The organism is Curvibacter microcysteis (assembly GCF_028649455.1).
Taxonomy (GTDB): Bacteria; Pseudomonadota; Gammaproteobacteria; order Burkholderiales; family Burkholderiaceae_C; genus Curvibacter; species Curvibacter microcysteis.
This window is the reverse complement of sequence record NZ_JAQSIO010000005.1, coordinates 63,167-85,736: the sequence shown is the minus strand read 5'-3', so window position 1 is coordinate 85,736 and position 22,570 is coordinate 63,167. Positions and strand designations below refer to the sequence as shown.

The following is a 22,570-nucleotide window of genomic DNA, read 5'->3' as shown; positions in this document are numbered from 1 at the left end:
CGGGATGTTGCAGCGCCCACAAAATGGTTAGAGTCCTCGCTCTATGAGGGAGCTTTGTTCAAAAGTCGGGGCCAAACCCCTGAAAATGACACTCGCAGGGGCGCTTGGCGCCCTCCGTGGGCGCCTGGCGCGCGCTTGGCTGGGCTTGCTGCTGGGCCTGCTCTTGCCCGGCTGGGGCCATGCGACGCTGGCCCAGGCGGGTGGAGCTTGGGGCGGCGTGATGCCACCGGGCCAGCGCCTGATCGATGTGGGCGGTGCTTCACCTCTGTCACGCATGGGCGGGCGCTTTTTGGCCGGCGAGGGCATGCCGATCACGGCCCGGGACATCCTGCCGCTGGCGCCTGGCCAGGTCCTCTGGCTGGCCCTGGATTTGCCGGAGGTCAACGCGCCGCGCAAAGTGGTGTTGACCTTGCCGCAGCCGGGTTTGGACCGGGTCACTTTGTACTGGCAGGGCGACGATGCCCACTGGCTGAGCGCTTCCGCCGGCCAGCAGCTGCCAGTGAGCCGCTGGCCCATGGCCTACCTGCATCCCGCTTTTGATTGGACGCTGCACCCAGGACAAAGCCGGGTGTACTTGGCCGTGGAGGGGCGCCAGCCCACCGCCCTGGGCTGGCGCTTCTGGAGCCGCGAGCGCTTTGACGACAGCAGCCGCCTCTGGCACCTGGCCCTGGGCGGCTACCTGGGGTCGATCTTGCTGGTGGCCCTGATCTGTGTCGTTTTGGCGGCTTTGTGGCGCGATGCCTTGCCCCTCTTTTTTGCGGCCAGCGTGTTGGCCCTGGGGGGCTCCTTCCTCACCCAGTGGGGCTTGACGGCCGAGTACCTGTGGCCCGACCACCCGCTCTGGAGCCAGCATGCCGTCCTGGCCTTGCCGACCTTGGCGATGGCCTTGGTGCTGTTGTTCCTGGGGCAGTTGACCCGTCAGGAGCTTCCGCCTCGCTGGTGCGCCGCCCTGGTGTTGGTGGCGGCTTTGGGGGGAGCTTTGGCCCTGGCGCTGGGCGTGTGGGGGCTTGATCTGCTGGGCCAAGCCGCCTGGGTCTATGACCTGTTGGTGCTGGTGCTGGGCGCCTATGCCAGCTGGCGCTTTGCCCGGCGCGATCCACGCGTGGGCAGTTGGCTCCTGGCTGGCTTTGCAGTGCTGGTGATCAGTGGCCTCTTGCCTTGGATGCGTGGCTTGGGACTGGGCCCCTTGGCCCAATTCTCCCAACTGGCTGCGCAATCGGCGGGCTTGGGCGTGGTCCCTTTGATGATGGTGGCTTTGTTTCTGAGGGGGCGGCAGCGTCGTGACCAATGGGTGCGGCGCCGCGCCCTGACCCGCATCGATGCGCTCACCGGCCTGTGCAGCGAACGCGTCTTGCTGGAGCGCCTGGACCACCTGATCTTGCGCCAGCACCGGCAACACCGTTTGGGCGGGGTGATGCGCATCCGCATCAGCAACCTCAAAGCCATCTTCCGGACCTTTGGCCCGCAGGCGCTGGAAGCCGCCACCCTGCATGCCAGCTACTGCATTTCGCAGGTGGTGCGCCGCAGTGGCGACACCCTGGCGCGCCTGGGCAATGGGGATTTTGTCTTGTTGGTGGAGGGCGAGTTCAAACCCCAGGGGGTGCAGGATTTGGCCCAGCTCATCATCGCGCGCGGGCTGGCGCACTCCAAGCGCCTGCCCTCAGGCATCAGTTTGCGTTTGCATGTGAGTTGCACGGCCGGCTTCTACCCTGGCTGCGATGCGCAGGCACTGCTCAACCGGCTTGATGCCCTGTTGTCCCAGATGGGCCAAGGCAGTGCGGCCACCCCTGGTGGGGGGCGTGCCCTGCAAATGCTCGGACCGGGGCAGTTGCCGGGCGTGCCCTCCGCGGGTCAGGGGGGCAGCGCCGCCAGCGAGGAGGCCTCGCCTCGCTGGAGTGATCAGATCACGCCGCCTCAGCGCACGCGCATGCCGGGCAATGCGCCGGGGCCGGGGCTCAGCACGTAAATCCCGGGGTTGGCTTTTTCGTCGCCATGGCTGGCGGCCAGCACCATGCCCTCGCTGACGCCAAACTTCATCTTGCGCGGGGCCAGGTTGGCCACCATCACGGTCAGCTTGCCCACCAGGTCTTCAGGTCGGTAGACGCTGGCAATGCCGCTGAACACATTGCGGTGGCGGCCCTCGCCCACATCCAGGGTCAGGCGCAGCAGCTTGGTCGAGCCCTCCACGGCTTCGCAGTTCACGATCTGGGCGATGCGCAGGTCGATCTTGGCAAAGTCGTCGATGGTGATCGTCGGGGCCAGTTCCTCGCCGCCGGGCACCAGTCGCTCGGGTTCGGGTGCGGCAGGCGGTTCAAACAGGGCTTCGAGCTGCTTGATGTCCACGCGCTGCATCAGGTGCTTGTATTCGTTGATGCGGTGACCTGCGCCCAACAGGCTTTGCGCGCTGGCAAAGTCCAAAGGCGCGACGTTCAAGAAGGCCTCGACCTGCAGGGCCAGGCTCGGCATCACCGGTTTGAGCAGGATGCTGAGCAGGCGGAACGCCTCGATGCAGGTGCTGCAAACGTCTTGCAAGCGGGCGTCCATGCCCTCTTGCTTGGCCAGTTCCCAGGGCTTGTTTTGGTCCACGTACTCGTTGATGCGGTCGGCCAGCAGCATGATTTCACGCAGGGCCTTGCCATACTCTCGCTCCGCCAGCAATTCCGCGACGGCGGGGCAGGCGCTTTGCAGCGGTGCCAGCAGGGCCTGGCCGTCGGCCGACACCGCGCCCAGCTGCCCGCCAAAGCGCTTGTGGATGAAGCCCGCGGCGCGCGAGGCAATGTTCACGTACTTGCCGATCAAGTCGGAGTTGACGCGGGCCATGAAGTCGTCGGGGTTGAAGTCCACGTCCTCATTGCGCGCGCTGAGCTTGGCGGCCAGGTAGTAGCGCAGCCACTCCGGGTTCATGCCCAGGCTCAGGTACTTCAGCGGGTCCAGACCCGTGCCGCGGCTCTTGCTCATCTTCTCGCCGTTGTTCACGGTCAGGAAGCCGTGCACAAACACCGAGTCCGGCGTCTTGCGGCCGCTGAACTTCAGCATGGCGGGCCAGAACAAGGTGTGGAAGGTGACGATGTCCTTGCCGATGAAGTGGAACTGCTCCAGCGCCGGGTCGGCCATGTAGTCGTCATAGCTCTCTCCGCGCTGATCGAGCAGGTTCTTCAGCGAGGCCAGGTAGCCCACGGGGGCGTCCAGCCAGACGTAAAAGTACTTGCCGGGCGCATTGGGGATTTCAATGCCGAAGTAGGGCGCGTCGCGGCTGATGTCCCAGTCGCCCAGGCCTTCGCTCTGGGTTCCATCGGGGTTGGTGCGCACGGTGAACCATTCCTTGACCTTGTTGGCCACCTCGGGCTGCAGGCGACCGTCCTGGGTCCACTGCTCAAGAAAAGCCACGCAGCGCGGGTCGGAGAGCTTGAAGAAGAAGTGTTCCGAGCTCTTGAGCACCGGCTTGGCACCCGACAGGGCCGAGAAGGGCTCGATCAGATCGGTGGGGGCGTAAACCGCGCCGCAGACTTCGCAGTTGTCGCCGTACTGGTCCTTGGCGTGGCACTTCGGGCATTCGCCCTTGATGAAGCGGTCGGGCAGGAACATGTTCTTCTCGGGGTCGAAGAACTGCTCGATCACGCGGGTCTCGATCAGGCCGGCAGCCTGCAGGTCCAGGTAAATCTGGCGCGCCAGGGTGTGGTTTTCGGGCGCGTCGGTGCTGTGCCAGTTGTCAAAAGCAATGTGAAAGCCGTCCAGGTAAGGCTTGCGGCCGGCCGCGATGTCGGCCACGAACTGCTGCGGCGTTTTGCCCGCTTTTTCAGCCGCGATCATGATGGGCGCGCCGTGGGTGTCGTCGGCGCCGACAAAGTTCACCTGGTGGCCGAGCATGCGCTGCGTCCGCACCCAGATGTCGGCCTGGATGTATTCCATGATGTGGCCGATGTGGAAGTTGCCGTTGGCGTAGGGCAGGGCGGTGGTGACAAAAAGCTTGCGTGGGGCGGACATGGCGGTCATTGGGGTTCCAGACGAATCCCTGATTTTAGGTGCTGGTGCGGCGCCGCGTTCGCCAGGGCCCGCGCAGCGCTGGGGGCGGCTCGCCTCTGAGCACAAAACCCCTGGGTGCAGCGGCGATTGCTGGCCTCGTGGCGGTTCTGGGGGACAGACAGGCCTAAACTCGGCGCCTGTCAAAAATTCACACCTCATAACCGCCCATGCCCACGACCGAAGCCCTGCTCCAGGCCCTGCAGACCGTCATTGACCCCCACACCGGCAAAGATTTCGTCTCCACCAAGGCCCTGAAAAACCTCCAGGTGCAAGGCGCCTCGGTGTCGTTCGATGTGGAGCTGGCCTACCCGGCCCGCTCGGTGATCCCCAGCCTGACGGCCTCTCTGGAGTCCGCCGCGCGCAGCGTGCCCGGCGTGGACCAGGTCAGCGCCCGGGTCTACACCCGGGTGGTGCCGCACGCGGTGCAACGCGGCGTGCCTCTGCTGCCGCAGGTGCGCAACATCATTGCCGTGGCCTCGGGCAAGGGCGGGGTGGGCAAGAGCACCACGGCCGCCAACCTGGCCCTGGCCCTGGCGGCTGAAGGCGCCAGCGTCGGTCTGCTCGACGCCGACATTTACGGCCCCAGCCAGCCCATGATGATGGGCATCGAGGGCCGGCCCGAGAGCGCCGACGGCAAGACCATGGAGCCCATGGTCAAGCACGGCGTGCAGGTGATGTCGATCGGTTTCCTGGTGGCCCCGGATGAAGCCATGATCTGGCGCGGCCCCATGGCCACCCAGGCGCTGGAGCAACTGCTGCGTCAGACCAACTGGAAAGACCTGGATTACCTGATTGTGGACATGCCGCCCGGCACCGGCGACATCCAGCTGACCCTGTCGCAGCGCGTGCCCATCACCGGCGCCGTGGTCGTGACCACGCCGCAGGACATCGCCCTGCTGGACGCACGCAAGGGCATCAAGATGTTCGAGAAGGTGGGCGTGCCCATCCTCGGCATCGTCGAAAACATGGCGGTCCACGTCTGCAGCCAGTGCGGCCATGTCGAGCATATCTTTGGTGCCGATGGCGGCCAGCGCATGGCCTTGGACTACAAGATGGACTACCTGGGCGCCTTGCCGTTGGACATCAACATCCGCCTGCAAGCCGACAGCGGCACCCCCACCGTGGTGGCCGCGCCCGACAGCGAGGTCGCAGGCCTTTACAAGACCGTGGCCCGCAAGGTGGCGCTGAAGGTGGCCGAGCAGGCCAAGGACTTCTCCTCCAAGTTCCCGACCATCACGGTCAGCCAAGGCACCTGAGACCGCTCCGCGCCCGCGCATGAACATCCTGGCCTCCCTGCGCTACCTGGTGTCGCTGAGCGAGCACCAGCACTTCGGGCGCGCGGCCCAGGCCTGCCACATCACCCAGCCGGCCCTGTCCAACGCCTTGCGAGCGCTGGAGTCGGAGTTCGGTGTGGTCATCGTCAAGCGCACGCGTCAATACGCGGGTTTGACGGCGGAGGGCGAGCGCGTGCTGGTCACGGCGCGCCGCATGTTGCGCGAGCATGAGCTGCTGCAGCAGGACCTGGAAAGCGAAGCGGACCGGCCCCGAGGCACGCTGCGCATCGGGGCTGTGCCCACGGCCATGCCCATCGTGGCGCGGTTTGCAGCGCGATTGCAGGCGCTGTACCCAGGCATTCGGCCCGTGGTGCTGTCCCTGTCCTCGCCCGAGATTGAGAACGGGCTGGAAGCCTTGAGCCTGGACCTGGGCCTGGGCTACACCGACCGCTTGGGCCGCAACCCGGCGGTGCAGGCTTTGCCCCAGTACACCGAACACTATTTCCTCGTGCGGCGCAGCCCGCTGCGCCCGCCGCCCGGCACCCTGGGCCTGCAGCGCGGCCAGGCCATCAGCTGGCTGGCCGCGGCCGAATTGCCTCTGTGCCTGCTCACCCCTGACATGCACAACCGCACCATCGTCGACAGCGCTTTCGCCCTGGCCGGGGCCGAAGTCAAGCCGGTGATCGAAACCAACTCCATCCTCACCCTGTCGCTCAGCGTGGTGGCCGGCGAGGTGTGTGCGGTGCTGCCCGGCGCCTTGGTGGGTGCGGCGCGGGGCTACGGCGAGCTGGAAGCGCTGCCGTTGATCAGCCCCGAGGTGCAGACCCCGATCGGCTTCATGCTGACCCAGGCCGAGCGCCCCTCACGCGCGCTGGAGGCCGCGCTGGCCTTGGCGCGCCAGCCCTCCTGGCTGGCCCATGCGGCCCAGCACAGTGGCGCCCCGGCGGCGGGCGTCTAAGCCTTTCATCCCCTCAAAAAGCCTTTGGACTTGCCCGATCGCGGGTATTCCCAGGGGTACATTTCTTTTTTGAATCTCGGCATACGCCGATTCAATTTGACCGGCTTACCCAGGCCGAACACACTCGCGTCCGGCGCTCCGGCACGCCCCTGAGCTCAGGCTTTTTGCAAGCCTGGGCGGAGCGCCAGATAACAAGATCGACAAGACACTCTGATCAAGAAACGGAGACAAACTCATGGCTGGTTTTCTGGACAAGGAACGCATCATTGCGGGCCCCGGCTTCAATCGGTGGCTGGTGCCGCCGGCGGCGCTCGCGATTCATTTGTGCATCGGCATGGCCTATGGCTTCTCGGTGTTCTGGCTGCCGCTCTCCAAGGCGCTGGGCATCAAAGAGAGCATCAAATGCGGCCCTGAAGTGGGCTTCTTCGCAGAAATGTTCACCACCAGCTGCGATTGGAAGATCTCCACGCTGGGCTGGATGTACACCTTGTTCTTCGTCTTCCTGGGCTCCTCGGCCGCCATCTGGGGCGGCTGGCTGGAGCGCGCAGGCCCGCGCAAAGCCGGCGTCGTGTCGGCCCTGTGCTGGTGCGGCGGCATGCTGTTCTCGGCGCTGGGCATTTACCTGCACCAGTTCTGGATGATGCTGCTGGGCTCCGGCGTGATCGGGGGCATCGGGCTGGGCCTGGGCTACATCTCGCCCGTGTCCACGTTGATCAAGTGGTTCCCGGACCGCCGGGGCATGGCCACCGGCATGGCCATCATGGGCTTTGGGGGCGGCGCCATGATCGGCTCGCCGCTGGCGGCGGACCTGATGAAGGTCTTTGCCACCCCCGAAAGCGTGGGCGTGATGCCCACCTTCATCGTGATGGCGCTGATCTACTTCGTCTTCATGATGGCGGGCGCCCTGGGTTACCGGGTGCCGGCCACCGGCTGGAAGCCCGCCGGCTGGACCCCGCCGGCCATCAACGCGGCCAACACCATGATCACGCAGCGCCACGTGCACGTGAAGAACGCCTTCAAGATCCCGCAATTCTGGCTGGTCTGGATGGTGCTGTGCATGAACGTGAGCGCCGGCATTGGCGTGATCGGCATGGCCTCGCCCATGTTGCAAGAGGTGTTTGGTGGCTCCCTGATCGGGGTGTCGGCCAAGTTCAGTGAACTCGACAAGACCCAGCTGGCGGCGATTGCCGGCGTGGCCGCAGGCTTCACCGCGCTGCTGAGCCTGTTCAACATTGGTGGCCGCTTCTTCTGGGCCAGCCTGTCCGACAAGTTGGGCCGCAAGCTCACCTACGTGGTGTTCTTCGTGCTGGGCGGCGTGCTGTACTTCGGCATCCCGGGCAGCGCGGCCGCCGGCAGCGTGTTCTTGTTCGTGGGCGCCTTCTGCATCATCTTGAGCATGTACGGCGGCGGCTTTGCCACCGTGCCCGCCTACCTGGCCGACCTGTTCGGCACCCAGTTCGTGGGCGCCATCCACGGCCGCCTGCTCACCGCCTGGGCCACCGCCGGCATCCTGGGCCCGGTGGTGGTGAACTACATGCGCGAGTACCAGCTGAGCCTGGGCATCCCGCGTGAGCAGGTCTACAACCAGACCATGTACATCCTGACTGGCATGCTGGTCATCGGCCTGATCTGCAACCTGCTGGTGCGCCCTGTGGCGGACAAGTGGTTCATGAACGACGCCGAATTGGCCGAAGAAAAACGCCTGGCCCACGAAAAGGCCTCGGCCTCCGAAGTGGGTGGCAGCGGCGCGGGCAACGACGGCGTGAGCCCCGTGGTCGTGGCGCTGGCCTGGGCCGCCGTGGGCATCCCGCTGGCCTGGGGCGTCTACCGCACCTTGCTCAGCGTGGCCAAGCTGTTTGCCTGAGGCCGCCCACCTGCTGAACCCTGATTGAAGAGGACCCCATGAGCACCCCCACCCCCGACGCGAACCCCGCCCAGCCCGGCGAGGACCTGGCCTTGCAGGCCGTGCGGCAAGCCATTGCCGAGCACAGCCACCTGCCCGGTGCCTTGCTGCCCATCCTGCACGGCATCCAGGACCAGCTCGGTTACGTGCCCGCCGAGGGCGTGCCTCTGGTCGCGCAGGCCCTGAACCTGTCGCGCGCCGAGGTGCACGGGGTGCTCAGCTACTACCACCACTTCCGCACCCAGCCGCCGGGTCAGCATGTGCTGCAGGTCTGCCGCGCCGAGGCCTGCCAGGCCCGCGGTGGCGAAGCCTTGTGGGCCCATGCCTGTGCCCGCCTGGGGTGCTCTGACACCGAGCACGGTGGTTTGAGCGCCGATGGCCGCCTGACCCTGAGCCCGGTGTATTGCTTGGGCCTGTGCGCGTCCTCGCCGGCCATGGCGGTGGACGAGCAGGTGCATGCCCGGCTCAGCACCGCGCGCTTCGATGGCCTGCTGGCCCGACTCAACCCCGTGGAGGCCTGAGCCATGAGCAACCCTGTGCGTGTTTACATTCCCCGTGATTCCGCCGCGTTGGCCGTCGGGGCCGACGAGGTGGCCCAAGCCCTGCAAGGCGCGGCAGGTGAATCCATTGAACTTGTGCGCAACAGCTCGCGCGGCCTGTTCTGGCTCGAGCCCCTGGTCGAGGTGCAAACGCCGCAAGGCCGCATCGCCTACGGCCCAGTCGCCCCGGAAGACGTGCCTGGCCTGCTGGCTGCCGGCCTGTTGCAGGGCGGCGACCACCCCTTGCGCCAAGGCGTGACGGAACAAATCCCCTACCTGGCGCTGCAAGAGCGCCTGACCTTCCGCCGCATGGGCGTGACCGACCCGCTGAGCCTGGCCGACTACGAGGCCCACGAAGGCTGGGCCGGCCTGCGCCGCGCGCTGACCCTGGACAGCGCCGCGCTGATCCAGGAGGTCACCCACTCCGGCCTGCGTGGTCGGGGCGGTGCCGCCTTCCCGGCCGGCATCAAATGGAAGACCGTGGCGGGTGCCCAAGCCGCCCAGAAGTACGTGGTCTGCAATGCCGACGAAGGCGACTCCGGCACCTACTCCGACCGCATGACCATGGAGGGTGACCCCTACATGCTGATCGAGGGCATGACCATTGCCGCCGTCACCGTGGGCGCCACCCAAGGCTATGTGTATGTGCGTTCCGAGTACCCGCATGCCATCGCGACCTTGACCGAGGCCATCCGGCGCGCCACCGAGGCGGGCTTTCTGGGCGACTCGGTACTCGGCTCGGGCCAGCGCTTTCACCTGGAAGTGCGCAAGGCCGCGGGGGCTTATGTGTGCGGTGAAGAAACCGCGATGCTCGAAAGCATCGAAGGCAAGCGCGGCATCGTGCGCGCCAAGCCGCCGCTGCCGGCCCTGCAAGGCCTGTTTGGCCAACCCACCGTGATCAACAACGTGATCACCTTCGCCTCCACGCCCATCATCCTGGCGCGGGGCGCGCAGTTCTACCGCGACTACGGCGTGGGCCGGTCGCACGGCACCTTGCCCTTCCAATTGGCTGGCAACATCAAGCATGGCGGCCTGGTTGAAAAAGCCTTTGGCCTGACCCTGCGCGAGCTGGTCTACGGCTTCGGCGGCGGCACCGCCTCGGGCCGGCCCATCAAGGCGATCCAGGTGGGCGGCCCGCTGGGCGCCTATGTGCCCGAAGACAAATGGGACGTGCCCCTGGACTACGAAGCCTATGCCGCGTTTGGCGGCGTGGTCGGCCACGGCGGCATCGTGGTGCACGACGACAGCGCCAACCTCGCGCAGCTGGCCCGCTACGCGATGGCGTTCTGCGCGCTGGAATCCTGCGGCAAGTGCACCCCGTGCCGCATCGGCTCCACGCGCGGTGTCGAGGTGATCGACCAGATCCGCGCCGGTGGCGCGGCGCAGCCGCAGCAGGTCGAGCTGCTGCGCGACCTCTGCGACACCATGCTGCATGGCTCGCTGTGCGCCATGGGCGGCATGACGCCTTACCCCGTGCTCTCCGCCTTGAACCATTACCCCCAGGACTTCGGATTGGCCGTGCCTGAAACCCAAGCTGCTTGAGGAGTTCGCCATGCTGGACCACCTGAAACAAACCGATTACGGCACCCCGTTGCGGGTGTCTGAAAAAGAAGTGACGCTCGAGATCGACGGCGTCAGCGTCAGCGTGCCCGCGGGCACCTCGCTGATGCGTGCGGCGGTCGACGCCGGTGTGCGCGTGCCCAAGCTTTGCGCCACCGACAGCCTGGAGCCCTTTGGCTCCTGCCGCCTGTGCCTGGTCGAGGTCGAAGGCCGCAAGGGCTACCCCGCGTCCTGCACCACGCCGGCCGAAGCCGGCATGAAGGTGCTCACCCAAAGCCCCAAGCTGCAAGCGCTGCGCAAGGGCGTGATGGAGCTGTACATCTCCGACCACCCGCTGGACTGCCTGACCTGCTCGGCCAACGGCAACTGCGAATTGCAGGACATGGCTGGCGTCACCGGCCTGCGCGAGGTGCGCTATGGCCTCGACGGTGCCAACCACTTCCGTGGCGACAGCAAGCCCGCCATCGACAACTCCAACCCTTATTTCAGCTACGACGCCAGCAAGTGCATCGTCTGCAACCGCTGCGTGCGCGCCTGCGAAGAAACCCAGGGCACGTTCGCGCTGACCATCAGCGGCCGGGGTTTTGAGTCGCGCGTGTCGCCGGGCCAGAGCGAGTCCTTCATGGACTCCGAGTGCGTCAGCTGCGGCGCCTGCGTCGAAGCCTGCCCCACTGCCACGCTGCAAGAAAAGTCCATCATCAACCTGGGCCAGCCCGAGCACAGCACCATCACCACCTGCGCCTACTGCGGCGTGGGCTGCGCCTTCAAGGCCGAGATGAAGGGCACTGAAGTCGTGCGCATGGTCCCCTGGAAGGACGGCAAGGCCAACGAAGGCCATGCCTGCGTCAAGGGCCGTTTCGCCTGGGGCTATGCCACCCACAAGGACCGCATCACCACGCCGATGATCCGCAAGAGCATCAACGACCCGTGGCAGGAAGTCAGCTGGGACGAGGCCATTGGCTACGCGGCCAGTGAGTTCCGCCGCATCCAGGCCGAGCACGGCCGCGACTCGATCGGTGGCATCACCTCCTCGCGCTGCACCAACGAAGAAACCTACCTGGTGCAAAAGCTGATCCGGGCCGCTTTTGGCAACAACAACGTCGACACCTGCGCCCGCGTTTGCCACTCGCCCACTGGCTACGGCCTGGGCCAGACCTACGGCACCTCGGCCGGCACGCAGACCTTCAAGTCGGTGGAGAAGGCCGACGTCATCCTGGTCATCGGTGCCAACCCGACCGATGCCCACCCGGTGTTCGGCTCGCGCATGAAGAAGCGCCTGCGCGAAGGGGCCAAGTTGATCGTGGTCGACCCGCGCCGCATTGACCTGGTGCAGTCGCCGCACATCTCGGCCCAGCACCACCTGCAGCTCAAGCCCGGCACCAACGTGGCCGTCATCAGCGCGCTGGCCCACGTGGTGGTCACCGAAGGCCTGCTGGACGAGGCCTACATCGCCGAGCGCTGTGACGACAAGTCCTTCCGGGAATGGCGCGAGTTCGTGGCCCGGCCTGAGAACTCGCCTGAAGCCATGTCGCTCGTCACCGGCGTGCCGGCCGAGGAACTGCGCGCCGCCGCCCGCCTGTACGCCACCGGCAACAGCGAAGGCGTGAAGACCGGCCGCCAGGTCAACGCCGCCATCTATTACGGCCTCGGTGTGACCGAGCACGCCCAGGGCTCGACCATGGTCATGGGCATTGCCAACCTGGCCATGGCCACCGGCAACGTCGGCCGCGAAGGCGTGGGCGTGAACCCGTTGCGCGGCCAGAACAACGTGCAGGGCTCGTGCGACATGGGCTCCTTCCCGCACGAGCTGCCGGGCTACCGCCACATCAGCGACAGCACCACGCGCACCTTGTTCGAGTCGGCCTGGGGCGTCACGCTCAACCCCGAGCCGGGCCTGCGCATTCCCAACATGTTCGACGCCGCGCAGCAAGGCACCTTCCTGGGCCTTTACTGCGAGGGCGAGGACATCGTGCAAAGCGACCCCAACACCCAGCACGTCACCGACTCGCTCAAGGCCATGCAGTGCGTGGTGGTGCAGGACATCTTCCTCAACGAAACCGCCAAGTACGCCCATGTGTTCCTGCCGGGCTCGTCCTTCCTTGAAAAGGATGGCACCTTCACCAACGCCGAGCGCCGCATCAGCCGCGTGCGCCGCGTCATGAAGCCGCTGGCCGGTTATGCCGATTGGGAGGTCACGCAAAAGCTGGCCAACGCGCTGGGTTACCCCATGAACTACCAGCACCCCGAGGAGATCATGCAGGAGATCGCGGCGCTGACCCCCAGCTTCGCCGGTGTCAGCTACGAGAAGATCGAGCGCCTGGGCAGCGTGCAGTGGCCTTGCAACGACCACACCGACGAGGCCGGCACCGCCATCATGCACGTCGACAAGTTCGTGCGTGGCAAGGGCCGCTTCATCATCACCCAGTACGTGCCCACGGACGAAAAGGTCACGCGCAAGTTCCCGCTGCTGCTCACCACGGGGCGCATCCTGTCGCAGTACAACGTGGGTGCCCAGACGCGCCGCACCGAGAACAACCAGTGGCACAGCGAGGACCGTCTGGAAATCCACCCCCACGACGCCGAAGAACGCGGCATCCGCGAGGACGACTGGGTGGGCATCCAAAGCCGCGCGGGTGAAACCGTGCTGCGCGCCACCGTGACCGAGCGTGTGGCCCCGGGCGTGGTCTACACCACCTTCCACTTCCCCGAGTCGGGCGCCAACGTCATCACCACCGACAGCAGCGACTGGGCCACCAACTGCCCGGAGTACAAGGTGACCGCCGTCAACGTGAGCCTGGTGGCCCAACCCGCCCTGGGCACTGCCGAGTCCAGCACCCCGGCGGTTCACCAGTCGCCGTGGCAGCGGGACTACAGCGAGTTCAACCAGGCCCAGCTGGAGCACCTGCAAGCGGCAGGGCAGAGCGCCTGAGCGAGCAGACCATGGACGCCCACCCTGCCGTCCCCTGTGCCCTGCCCGAAGGCAGCCGTGCCACCCCGGTGCGGCGCTACCGTGCCGGCCAGTGGCACAGCGCGCAAGACGTGCTGGCCGACGAGGTGCCGGTGGCGCTGGAGTACAACGGCGTGACCCACGCGGTCATGCTGGCCACCCCGGCTGACCTGGAAGACTTTGCCTTGGGCTTCAGCCTCAGCGAAGGCCTGGTCCAGCACGCGGGCCAGGTGTATGCCATCGAGGCCGACCCCAGCGCCGAGGGCATCACCCTGCGCCTGGAAGTGGCCGCCTCGTGCTTTGCCCAATTCAAGGACCGGAGGCGCAGCCTGGCGGGCCGCACCGGCTGTGGCCTGTGCGGCGCCGAAAGCTTGTCCCAAGCCGTGCGCCCGGTGGCGCCCTTGCCGGCACAAGGCCTCTACACCCCGGAGGCTTTGGTGGCGGGCATGGGACAGCTGCGGGCGCGCCAGCCCCTGCTGGCAGCCACGGGCGCCACGCACGCGGCCGGCTGGTGCGATGCCCAAGGTCAGCTGCACCTGGTGCGTGAAGATGTGGGTCGGCACAACGCACTGGACAAGCTGATTGGCGCTTTGCTGCGCCGCCCCGCCAGCCAGCGCGAGGGCCAGCCCGAGGCCAGTGGCTTTGTGGTGGTGACCAGCCGCGCCAGCCACGAGATGGTGCAAAAAACCGCAGCCGCTGGCGTGCCCCTGCTGGCGGCCGTGTCCGGCGTCACCGCCCTGGCCTTGCACACGGCCGAAGCGGCGGGCCTGAGCCTGCTGGGCTTTGCCCGGGGCGCTGATTTTTCTGTTTACACCCAGGGCCACCGCGTGGCTGGGGAGGCTTGAGAGCATGAGCGAACACCACACTTCCAACCTGATCGTCATGGCCAACCGCATTGGCCAGTTCTTCGAGTCCATGCCCGATCGGCCCGAGGCCCTGCAGGGCATTGCCAACCACATCCGCAAGTTCTGGGAACCGCGCATGCGCGCCGAGTTTCAGCGCCTGATGGACGACCCGGCCCAGCCCGAGGTGCGTGACATCGTGCGCCAGGCCTGGAACGCCCACCGCGCCCTGCTGTGCGAGGCCTTGCCGGCCCCAACCTGAGTCGCCGCCGTCACCCGCTGCGGGCCCTGACCCCGGCCGCGGCGCCCCTGCTGCAGGGTCAGGCCTCTTCGTTCGATCAGTAAGCGGCGCCCGGGGCCGAAGCGGGCTTGTCGCTGCCCAAGAAGTCGGCCGCGAGCTTGCGCGCGGCTTGCGCGTAAAGCGACACATCCACGCCCACGGCGACAAAGGTGGCGCCCAGTGCCAGGTAGCGGTGCGCCAGCGCGGCATCCGAGGTCAGGATGCCGGCGGCCTTGCCCGCGGCCACGATGGTGCGGATTGCGCCTTCGATGGCGGCCTGCACTTCAGGGTGGCCCGGCTGGCCCCGGTGCCCCATGGACGCGGCCAGGTCGGCCGGGCCGATGAAGACGCCGTCCACGCCGTCCACCGCCGCGATCTCTTTCAGGTTGGCCAGGGCCGTCACGGTCTCGGCCTGCACCAGCAGGCAGATGTTGTCGCTGGCCGTGTCCAGGTAGTCGGCATGCAGGCTCCAGCGCGAAGCCCGGGCGATGGCGCTGCCCACGCCCCGGATGCCCTCGGGCGGGTAGCGCACGGCCGAGGCCATCAAGCGCGCCTGCTCGGGCGTATCCACCATCGGGATCAGCAGGTTTTGAGCGCCGATGTCCAGCAGCTGCTTGACCAGGGCCACCTGGCCTTCCACGGCCCGCACCACCGGTTGGGCGCGGTAGGGCGCCACCACCTGCAGCTGCTGCAGTGTGCTTTGCAAGGTGTTGGGCGCGTGTTCGCCATCGATCAGCAGCCAGTCAAAACCAGCGGTGGCGCTGACCTCGCTGAGGTAGGGCGAGGCCATGGACAGCCACAGGCCAATTTGGGCCTCCTTGTTTTGCAAAGCGCGCTTGAACGGGTTGGTGGGGGTCACCGGCATGCAGGTCTCCAGTCCTGAAAAACAAGTCAAATCGGCGCCCATTGTGCGATGAAATCCCAGGCCTCCTCGGCGGCGAGGACCGCGGCAGGGCGGCGCTGGCGCCCTGGGCACTGGCGAGCCCCCCTGGTGCGCTGGCATCATGTCGGGATGAGCAAAAGTCAGCATCCCGTGGATTGGGACGATACGGTCGCCATCGATGACGAAGACACCACCCCGCTGGCCCTGGAGCCCGCGCCCGCCAGTCCGGTCTGGGCGCTGGGAGAGGCCAAGCCCGTGCCGCCCGAACGCCTGCCCTGGTGGCGTTGGGTGCTGGGCGGCTGGCGCGCGGCCTTTTTCATGTCGCCCGAAGTGGGGCACGCCCAGCCCTCACCTTGGCAGGTGCTGCTGCTGACCCTGTTGAGTGCCGGGCTGCAGCTGGCTTTTGCCCGGCTCGAAGTGCTGGGTCCCGCCATTTTTGACTGGCGTGCCTGGCTGGTGCCATGGTGGATGACGCTCCTGGTGCTGTGGGCCGCCTGGTTTGCCCTGCCGCCCTTGAGGGAGGCCGAGCAAGACCCCGACCCCTGGCACCTGCGCGGCCTGGGCTCCTGGTTCGCGCTCAGCACCTGGGCCACCCTGCCGGCACAACTGGCGCTGCAAGGGCTGGCCCTGTCGGTGCTGCGCGAGTGGCTGTCCTTTGAGGGGCCGCGTTCACAGCAGCTCTACTGGGGCGCGTTCCTGGTGATGTTGCTGTGGGCCTTGCTCGCGGTGGTGCGCCTGACCGCGCGCTTTGCGGGCCCGCGCTGGCGCCTGGTCGTGTTCAGCCTCGTGCTGGGCGGCTTGTCAGGCCTGGCGGTTTGGCAATTCCCCGACCGCCCTTGGGCGCCCGACGAGAGCGCCGCCCTGGCGGCCGACGCCCCTGAACCCCCGCGCTTGCGCCTGAGCCAGGCCACTTTCGAGGCCCAGCAGGCGCTGTGGCCGGCCCTTGAGCGCGAGTTGCTGCCCCAGCGCGAAGGCCTGATCGAGGTCTACGGCCTGGTCTTTGCGCCCTACGCCGAAGAAGAGGTGTTCCGCCGCGAAAGCCACATGGTGGGGGAGGTGCTGCGCCAGCGCTTTGACGCTGAAGGCCGGGTGCTGACCCTGCTCAACCATCCCGACACGGCGACCAGCCTGCCCTGGGCCACACCGCAGAACCTGCGCCGAGCCATCGGCCTGCTGGCGCAAAAAATGGACCGCGAGCACGACGTGCTGGTGCTCTACCTCAGCTCGCACGGCGCGCAGGACTTCAAGCTGGCGGCCAGCCACTGGCCGCTGGAGGTCGACCCGATCGACCCTCAGGGCTTGCGGGCCCTGTTGGACGAGGCCGGCATCCAGAACCGCGTCATCGCCATTTCGGCCTGTTATTCAGGCGGCTGGGTCGAGCCCCTGGCCAGCGACAGCAGCCTGGTGATGACCGCCGCCGACGCCACCCAAACCTCCTATGGCTGCGGTAGCGCTTCGGAACTGACCTTTTTCGGCCGTGCGGTGTTTGACGAGCAACTGCGACAGACCCACTCCTTCACCCAGGCCTTCGCCAAGGCCTTGCCGGTGATCGCGTTGCGCGAGAAGCAAGCGCAAAAGTCGGACGGCCCCTCCAACCCCCAAATCAGCACGGGTGCCCGTTTGCGCCCGGTGCTGGCCGAGCTGGAGCAGCGCCTGGACAAGCGCTGAGACCAGGCCGACGGACCCGAGCCCGCAAGCCCCTCGACTCCCCGGTGGCGCGGCGCCAAGACCCTCTGGGGGGGACTGGGGCGCAGGGGCCATTGCGCGGCGCTCGCGTGACTGACATCGGATTGCGCTAAGGTCTGGGCTATGAAGCACTCTTTCTGGCGCCTGGGCTGGCGCACCCTGTGGCGCGACCTGCGCGCCGGTGAACTGCGCTTGCTGATCGTGGCCGTCACCTTGGCGGTGGCCGCGCTGTCGGCGGTGGGATTTTTCTCTGACCGGCTCAAGGGCGGCCTGCAGCGCGATGCGCGCCAACTGCTGGGCGGCGACGTGGTCCTGGCCAGCGACAACCCAGCGCCGCCCGCGTTCGAGGCCGAAGCCCGGCGCCTGGGCTTGCAGGTGGCCGGCACGCTGAGTTTCCCGACCATGGGTCGCGCCAGCGACGAGCAAGGCGGCGCCAGCCGCCTGGTGGCCCTCAAGGCCGTGGGGGTGGGCTACCCGCTGCGCGGCCAACTGGTCGTGGCCGAGCGCCCTGGCGCCCCCGAACAAAGCACCCGCGCCGTGCCTGCGCCGGGCGAGGCTTGGGTCGATGCCCCCTTGCTGGAGGCCCTGGGCCTGCAGGTGGGCGACCCGCTGCTGCTGGGGGACAGCCGCTTGCGTGTGGCCCGGGTGCTGGTGTTGGAGCCCGACCGGGGGGCCGGTTTCATGTCCTTTGCGCCGCGCGTGCTGATCAACGAGCGCGACCTGGCCGCCACCCGCCTGGTGCAACCCGCCAGCCGCATCAGCTACCGACTGGCCGTGGCCGGCGAGGCCCCGGCCGTGCAGGCGTACACCCGCTGGGCCACGACCGAGCTGCAAGGCGGCGAGCGCCGCGGCCTGCGCCTGGAATCGCTGGAGAGCGGCCGCCCCGAAATGCGCCAGACCCTGGACCGAGCCGAAAAATTCCTCAACCTGGTGGCCCTGCTGGCGGCCTTGCTCAGTGCCGTGGCCGTGGCCCTGGCCGCGCGCGGCTTTGCCGCCAGCCACCTGGACGACTGCGCCCTGCTGCGCGTGCTGGGCCTGAGCCAGCGCACCATCGCCCTGGCCTACAGCGTCGAATTTGTGCTGGCGGGCCTGTGGGCCAGCGCCCTGGGCGTGGCCCTGGGCTGGGGCGTGCACCACGCTTTTGTGTTCTTGCTGGCCGGTTTGGTGGACGCGGCCCTGCCGGCCGCCAGCGCCTGGCCGGCCCTGCTGGGCTTGGGCATGGGCCTGACCCTGCTGCTGGCCTTTGGCCTGCCGCCGGTGCTGCAACTGGCCCAGGTGCCCCCGTTGCGTGTCATCCGGCGCGACCTGGGCGGGCTCAAGCCGGCCTCGCTGCTGGTGCTGGGCCTGGGCGTGCTGGGCTTTGCCGCCTTGTTGATGGCGGTCAGCAGCGACCGCCTGCTGGGCTTGATCGCCGTGGGCGGCTTTGCCGGCGCCGTGCTCTTGTTTGCCGGCCTGAGTTGGGTGGCGGTCAAACTGCTGCGGCGCAGTGTCAACGAGAACACCGCCCCGCGCTGGCTGGTGTTGGCCACGCGGCAGATCTCGGCCCGCCCGGCTTACGCGGTGGTGCAGGTCAGCGCCCTGGCCGTGGGCCTGCTGGCCCTGGTGCTGCTGGTGCTGTTGCGCACCGACCTGATCAGCAGCTGGCGCCAGGCCACGCCGCCGGACGCGCCCAACCGCTTTGTCATCAATGTGCTGCCCGAGCAGGGCGCGGACTTCCAGTCCACGCTGAAGCAGGCGGGGGTCACGAACTACGACTGGTACCCCATGATCCGGGGCCGCCTGCTGGCGGTGAATGGCAAAGCCATCAGCCCGGACGACTTCGCCAGCGACCGCGCCAAGCGCCTGGTTGACCGGGAGTTCAACCTCTCCAACGCCGCCGAGCAGCCGCCGCACAACAGCGTGGTCGCCGGGCGCTGGACGCCCGAAGAGGCCGGCGCCATCAGCGTGGAGGAGGGGCTGGCCCAAACCCTGGGCCTGAAGCTGGGCGATGTGCTGCGCTTTGACATCGGCGGTCTGCAAACCGAGTCGCGCATCAGCTCGCTGCGCAAGGTGGATTGGGGGTCGTTGCACGCCAACTTCTTTGTCATTTACCCGGTCAGCCAGTTGAAGGATGTGCCGGTGACCTACCTGGCCGCCTTCCGCGCCCCGGCCCAGCCCGGTTTTGACAACGCCTTGGTGCGGCAGTTTCCCAACATCACCAATGTCGACATGAGCAGCACCCTGAACCAGGTGCAGCGCGTGCTGGAGCAGGTGGTGCGGGCGGTGGAGTTCTTGTTTGCCTTCACCTTGGCGGCGGGCCTGGTGGTCTTGTTTGCGGCCGTCACGGCCACGCGTGAGGAGCGCTCGCGCGAGTTCGCCATCATGCGTGCGGTGGGGGCCAGTGCGCGCCTGCTGCGCCAGGTGCAGGCGGCCGAGTTGGTGGGCGTGGGCCTGCTGGCAGGCAGCCTGGCCAGCGCGGTCGCGGCCGTGGTGGGCTGGGGCCTGGCGCGCTTTGTGTTTGACTTTGCGTGGAACGCCTCGCCCTGGGTGCTGCTGGGCGGCGCCGTGGCGGGGGCCGTGCTGGCCCTGGCCGCGGGCTGGTGGGGCTTGCGCGAGGTGCTGCGCCGCCCAGTGGTGGAGACCCTGCGCCGCGCCAGCGCCTGAGCGCCTGCCGGGGGGCGCTGGCTGCGGTGAAAATAGCGCATGGACACCGAAGACACCCCCAGCGGCAGCGCCGCCCCCGCCACCCCGTTTGAATGGATCGGCGGCGAAGCCCGTGTGCTCGCCCTGACCGAGCGCTTTTACGACCTCATGGACCTGGAGCCCGGCTACCACGCGCTGCGCGCCGCCCACGGTCCTGACCTGGCCAACGCACGCCAGCGCCTGTTCTGGTTTCTGTGCGGCTGGCTGGGTGGGCCGTCGTACTACACCGACCGCTTTGGCCACCCCATGCTGCGCGCGCGTCACCTGCCGTTTCCGATTGGCATCAAGGAGCGCGATCAGTGGGTCGCCTGCATGGACCAGGCCATGGGCGAGACCGGCGTGCCCGAGGACCTGCGCGCCCGCCTCAAAGAAAGCTTTCACGGCACGGCCGACTGGATGCGCAACAAAGGTGTGAGCTGACATGAACCCCCTCCACACCCCTGACAGCGCCTTGCGCCTGCGCCCGGCCACGGCCGAGGACTGCGACACCTTGCTGCGCCTGATCCGCGGCCTGGCCGAGTACGAGCACTTGCTTGACCGCGTCGCGGCCACGCCCGAGCAGCTGCGCGCCACCTTGTTCGGTGAGCGCCCGGCAGCCGAAGCCTTGCTGGCCGAATGGCAGGGCGAGCCGGCCGGCTTCGCGCTGTTCTTCCCGAACTACTCGACCTTCCTGGCCCAGCCGGGTCTGTACCTCGAAGACCTGTTTGTGTTGCCCGAACGGCGCGGCCTGGGCATTGGCAAGGCCTTGCTCCAGGCCCTGGCCGCTTTGGCCGTGCAACGCGGTTGCGGCCGTTTTGAGTGGTCGGTGCTGGACTGGAACCAGCCCGCGATCGACTTCTACCAGGCCATGGGCGCCACCGTCATGCCCGACTGGCGCATCTGCCGCGTCACCGGCGAGGCGCTGCAGCGCCTGGGCTCAGCGGGCTGAAGGCCGGTTGGCCTTCACCTCAGTGCCCGCCCGGCGAGGGGCGCAGCAGCACCACCAAGGCGCCGGCGCCGCCTTCGGCGGGGCGGGCCTGCACAAAGGCCAGCACATCGTTTTTCTGCACCAGCCAGCTTTGCACCCGGCCCTTGAGCACCGGGCTCTTGCCGGGTGAGCCCAGGCCTTTGCCGTGCACCACGCGCACGCAGCGCAGGCCCAGCTTGTGCGCTTCGCGGATGTACTGGCCCAGGGCCTCGCGCGCCTCGTCGGTGCGCAGGCCATGCAGGTCCAGCTGGCTTTGGATGCTCCACTCGCCACGCCGCAGTTTGCGCGTCACTTCGACGCTGATGCCGGGGCGGCGGAAGCTCAGCGCGTCGTCGGTGTCCAGCAGTGAGCTGACGTCGAAATCGTCGCTGATGGACTCCAGCAGCACGCGCTGCTCGTCCAACTGGTGCTGCACGGGAATGGGGGGCGGCGGGTCGTTGTTGAGCAAGACCTTGTTGGGCGGGTGCAGCCGGGTCACCGGGCCCACGGCCAGTTCAAACAGGCGATTGGCCTGCTGGCGTTTGACTTCGGCCTCGCGTCGGGCCACCGCCAGGGCTTCGGCCTCGGCGCGCTGCTGGGCCAGGCGCTTTTGCACCAGCTTCAGGTCTTGCAGCGAACGCACCACCAAGCCGGCGGGCAGCGCCTGGGCGCCAAGGGGCGTGGGTTTGGCGCGCATCACAGCAGACCTTTCTCGGCCATGGACAAGGCCTGGCCTGGCGCCACGATGAAATGGTCCAGCACCCGGATGTCGACCAAGCCCAGGGCGGCTTTGAGGTGCTGGGTCAGGGCCTCGTCGGCACGCGAGGGCTGCACCGTGCCGCTGGGGTGGTTGTGCGCCAGCACCACGGCGCCAGCGCGGTGGTGTAAGGCGCGCAGCACCACCTCGCGCGGGTAGACGCTGGTCTGGCTCAGGGTGCCGCGAAACAGTTCTTCAAAGGCCAGCAGCTTGTGTTGGCTGTCCAAAAACAACACGGCAAACACCTCGTGGCCCTTGTGCGCCAGGTGCAGTTGCAGGTAATCCTGCACGGCCTGGGGGCTGGTGAACGCCGGGCGCTCGCTCAACTGCTGGGCCAGGGCCCGGCGCGCCAGTTCGAGCACGGCGCTGAGCTCCGCGCGCTTGGCGCTGCCGCCCAGGCCCTTGATGCTTTTGAGCTCGTCCAGGCCGGTGTGCAGCAGGCCGCTGAGGCCGCCAAAGCGGTCGAGCAGCTCTTGCGCCAGTTGCAGCACGTTCTTGCCCGCCAGCCCGGTGCGCAGCAGCAGGGCCAGCAGCTCGGCGTCGCTGAGCGCGCCGGGGCCACGCGCGATCAGCTTCTCGCGCGGGCGGGCATCAGGCGGCAAATCCTGCAGGCTCATGGGGGCGGTCAGGACCCATCGGGTGGGCCCCATCCAGGTGAAGGGTGATGACAAAACGCGGCTCGTGGGGCGGCTGCGAGGGCGGCGGCGCCTGGGTTCCCAGGCACTGCAACACCCCGCAGGAGGGAACGGAAAAAGCAACAGTGGACCCGTCATGTGAAGGGACTCTGGCCGGTTTTTTACAATAGCGGCCAGTTTATCGGGACTTCCATGTCAACAACGCCCACTCAAGCTTCCGTCGTCAAGTCGGACTCCTTTCTCACGCTGCATTACCGGCTCTCCGGTCCGGCTGGGGACATCATCAATACTTTCGAGGACAAGCCTGCCACTTTGTCGCTGGGCACCGGCGAGTTGTCGCCTGCGGTGGAGCAGCGGCTGATCGGCCTGGCCGAGGGCACGCGCAGCCAGTTCGAGATCGCCGCCGGCGAGGCCTTTGGCGAGCGCAACCCCGACATGCTGCAGTGGGTGGCGCGCAAGCTGCTGGTGCAGCTGGGCGACCCGGACGAGCAGTACCACGTCGGTGACGTGGTGCAGTTCCCCACCCCCGACGGCACGGGCAGCTACGCCGGTGCGGTGCAGCAGCTCAGTGACGAGGCGGTGTTGTTTGACTTCAACCACCCGCTGGCCGGCCAGCCCGTCACCTTTGAAGTGCAGCTGATCGGGGTGCTGTGAG

18 protein-coding genes are annotated in these 22,570 nt (G+C 67.6%); 14 read left to right on the top strand and 4 right to left on the bottom strand.

Annotation, left to right across the window (positions count from 1 at the left end; all coding sequences use genetic code 11):
• Positions 1-85: 85 nt before the first annotated feature.
• Entirely contained in the window at positions 86-1,966 is a 1,881-nt protein-coding gene (locus tag PSQ39_RS14555) for a sensor domain-containing diguanylate cyclase (RefSeq protein ID WP_273927550.1), read from the top strand.
• Here the strand turns inward: PSQ39_RS14555 and metG are convergent.
• Positions 1,915-3,984 (bottom strand): methionine--tRNA ligase, encoded by a 2,070-nt coding sequence (gene metG / locus PSQ39_RS14550; RefSeq protein ID WP_409242037.1) that lies wholly within the window; start codon positions 3,982-3,984, stop codon positions 1,915-1,917. The genes PSQ39_RS14555 and metG overlap by 52 nt on opposite strands.
• 206 nt (positions 3,985-4,190) lie before the next feature.
• Here metG and apbC point away from each other — a divergent pair, with 206 nt between their 5' ends.
• The 8 genes from apbC to PSQ39_RS14510 all read left to right on the top strand — a co-directional run bounded on the left by apbC (position 4,191) and on the right by PSQ39_RS14510 (position 14,308).
• Positions 4,191-5,279, top strand: coding sequence for an iron-sulfur cluster carrier protein ApbC (gene apbC / locus PSQ39_RS14545; RefSeq protein WP_273927548.1), 1,089 nt, complete (start codon positions 4,191-4,193; stop codon positions 5,277-5,279).
• A 19-nt stretch (positions 5,280-5,298) separates the two neighbouring features.
• The gene (locus PSQ39_RS14540; protein ID WP_273927547.1) at positions 5,299-6,255 is read left to right on the top strand and encodes a LysR family transcriptional regulator; all 957 of its coding nucleotides are present in this window, start codon (positions 5,299-5,301) and stop codon (positions 6,253-6,255) included.
• Between the two features lie 235 nt (positions 6,256-6,490).
• On the top strand, positions 6,491-8,119 hold the full coding sequence (locus PSQ39_RS14535) for an OFA family MFS transporter (RefSeq protein ID WP_273927546.1): 1,629 nt from the start codon (positions 6,491-6,493) through the stop codon (positions 8,117-8,119).
• 38 nt (positions 8,120-8,157) lie between these two features.
• The gene (locus PSQ39_RS14530) at positions 8,158-8,679 is read left to right on the top strand and encodes a formate dehydrogenase subunit gamma (RefSeq protein ID WP_273927545.1); all 522 of its coding nucleotides are present in this window, start codon (positions 8,158-8,160) and stop codon (positions 8,677-8,679) included.
• A 3-nt stretch (positions 8,680-8,682) separates the two neighbouring features.
• Complete coding sequence (locus PSQ39_RS14525) at positions 8,683-10,239, top strand: formate dehydrogenase beta subunit (RefSeq protein WP_273927544.1); 1,557 nt, start codon at positions 8,683-8,685, stop codon at positions 10,237-10,239.
• Positions 10,240-10,249: 10 nt separating this feature from the next.
• Complete coding sequence (fdhF, locus tag PSQ39_RS14520; protein WP_273927543.1) at positions 10,250-13,186, top strand: formate dehydrogenase subunit alpha; 2,937 nt, start codon at positions 10,250-10,252, stop codon at positions 13,184-13,186.
• Positions 13,187-13,197: 11 nt separating this feature from the next.
• Complete coding sequence (fdhD, locus tag PSQ39_RS14515; protein ID WP_273927542.1) at positions 13,198-14,049, top strand: formate dehydrogenase accessory sulfurtransferase FdhD; 852 nt, start codon at positions 13,198-13,200, stop codon at positions 14,047-14,049.
• Positions 14,050-14,053: 4 nt separating this feature from the next.
• A complete protein-coding gene (locus tag PSQ39_RS14510) occupies positions 14,054-14,308 on the top strand; it encodes a formate dehydrogenase subunit delta (RefSeq protein WP_273927541.1) in 255 nt (84 codons plus the stop codon).
• Between the two features lie 76 nt (positions 14,309-14,384).
• On the opposite strand, the gene hpaI is transcribed toward PSQ39_RS14510, so the two are convergent.
• Positions 14,385-15,185, bottom strand: a complete 801-nt coding sequence (hpaI, locus tag PSQ39_RS14505; RefSeq protein ID WP_409242042.1) for a 4-hydroxy-2-oxoheptanedioate aldolase — start codon at positions 15,183-15,185, stop codon at positions 14,385-14,387.
• Between the two features lie 153 nt (positions 15,186-15,338).
• On the opposite strand from hpaI, the gene PSQ39_RS14500 reads away from it, so the two are divergent.
• From PSQ39_RS14500 to PSQ39_RS14485, 4 genes are all read left to right on the top strand, one after another.
• Positions 15,339-16,877 carry a C13 family peptidase gene (locus PSQ39_RS14500; protein WP_273927539.1) on the top strand — a complete coding sequence of 513 codons (1,539 nt, stop codon included), beginning with the start codon at positions 15,339-15,341 and terminating at the stop codon, positions 16,875-16,877.
• 141 nt (positions 16,878-17,018) lie between these two features.
• Positions 17,019-19,538 (top strand): ABC transporter permease, encoded by a 2,520-nt coding sequence (locus PSQ39_RS14495; RefSeq protein ID WP_273927538.1) that lies wholly within the window; start codon positions 17,019-17,021, stop codon positions 19,536-19,538.
• 39 nt (positions 19,539-19,577) lie between these two features.
• On the top strand, positions 19,578-19,997 hold the full coding sequence (locus PSQ39_RS14490) for a group II truncated hemoglobin (RefSeq protein WP_273927537.1): 420 nt from the start codon (positions 19,578-19,580) through the stop codon (positions 19,995-19,997).
• Position 19,998: 1 nt separating this feature from the next.
• Positions 19,999-20,505, top strand: coding sequence for a GNAT family N-acetyltransferase (locus tag PSQ39_RS14485; RefSeq protein ID WP_273927536.1), 507 nt, complete (start codon positions 19,999-20,001; stop codon positions 20,503-20,505).
• A gap of 19 nt (positions 20,506-20,524) precedes the next feature.
• Here PSQ39_RS14485 and PSQ39_RS14480 read toward each other — a convergent pair whose 3' ends face one another.
• Together PSQ39_RS14480 and radC are read right to left on the bottom strand one after the other, a co-directional pair.
• The gene (locus PSQ39_RS14480; RefSeq protein ID WP_273927535.1) at positions 20,525-21,220 is read right to left on the bottom strand and encodes a Smr/MutS family protein; all 696 of its coding nucleotides are present in this window, start codon (positions 21,218-21,220) and stop codon (positions 20,525-20,527) included.
• The gene (gene radC, locus PSQ39_RS14475; RefSeq protein ID WP_273927534.1) at positions 21,220-21,897 is read right to left on the bottom strand and encodes a RadC family protein; all 678 of its coding nucleotides are present in this window, start codon (positions 21,895-21,897) and stop codon (positions 21,220-21,222) included. The genes PSQ39_RS14480 and radC overlap by 1 nt, the downstream gene beginning before the upstream one ends.
• A gap of 210 nt (positions 21,898-22,107) precedes the next feature.
• Here radC and PSQ39_RS14470 point away from each other — a divergent pair, with 210 nt between their 5' ends.
• Positions 22,108-22,569, top strand: a complete 462-nt coding sequence (locus tag PSQ39_RS14470; RefSeq protein WP_273927533.1) for an FKBP-type peptidyl-prolyl cis-trans isomerase — start codon at positions 22,108-22,110, stop codon at positions 22,567-22,569.
• The last annotated feature ends 1 nt before the right edge of the window (position 22,570 follow it).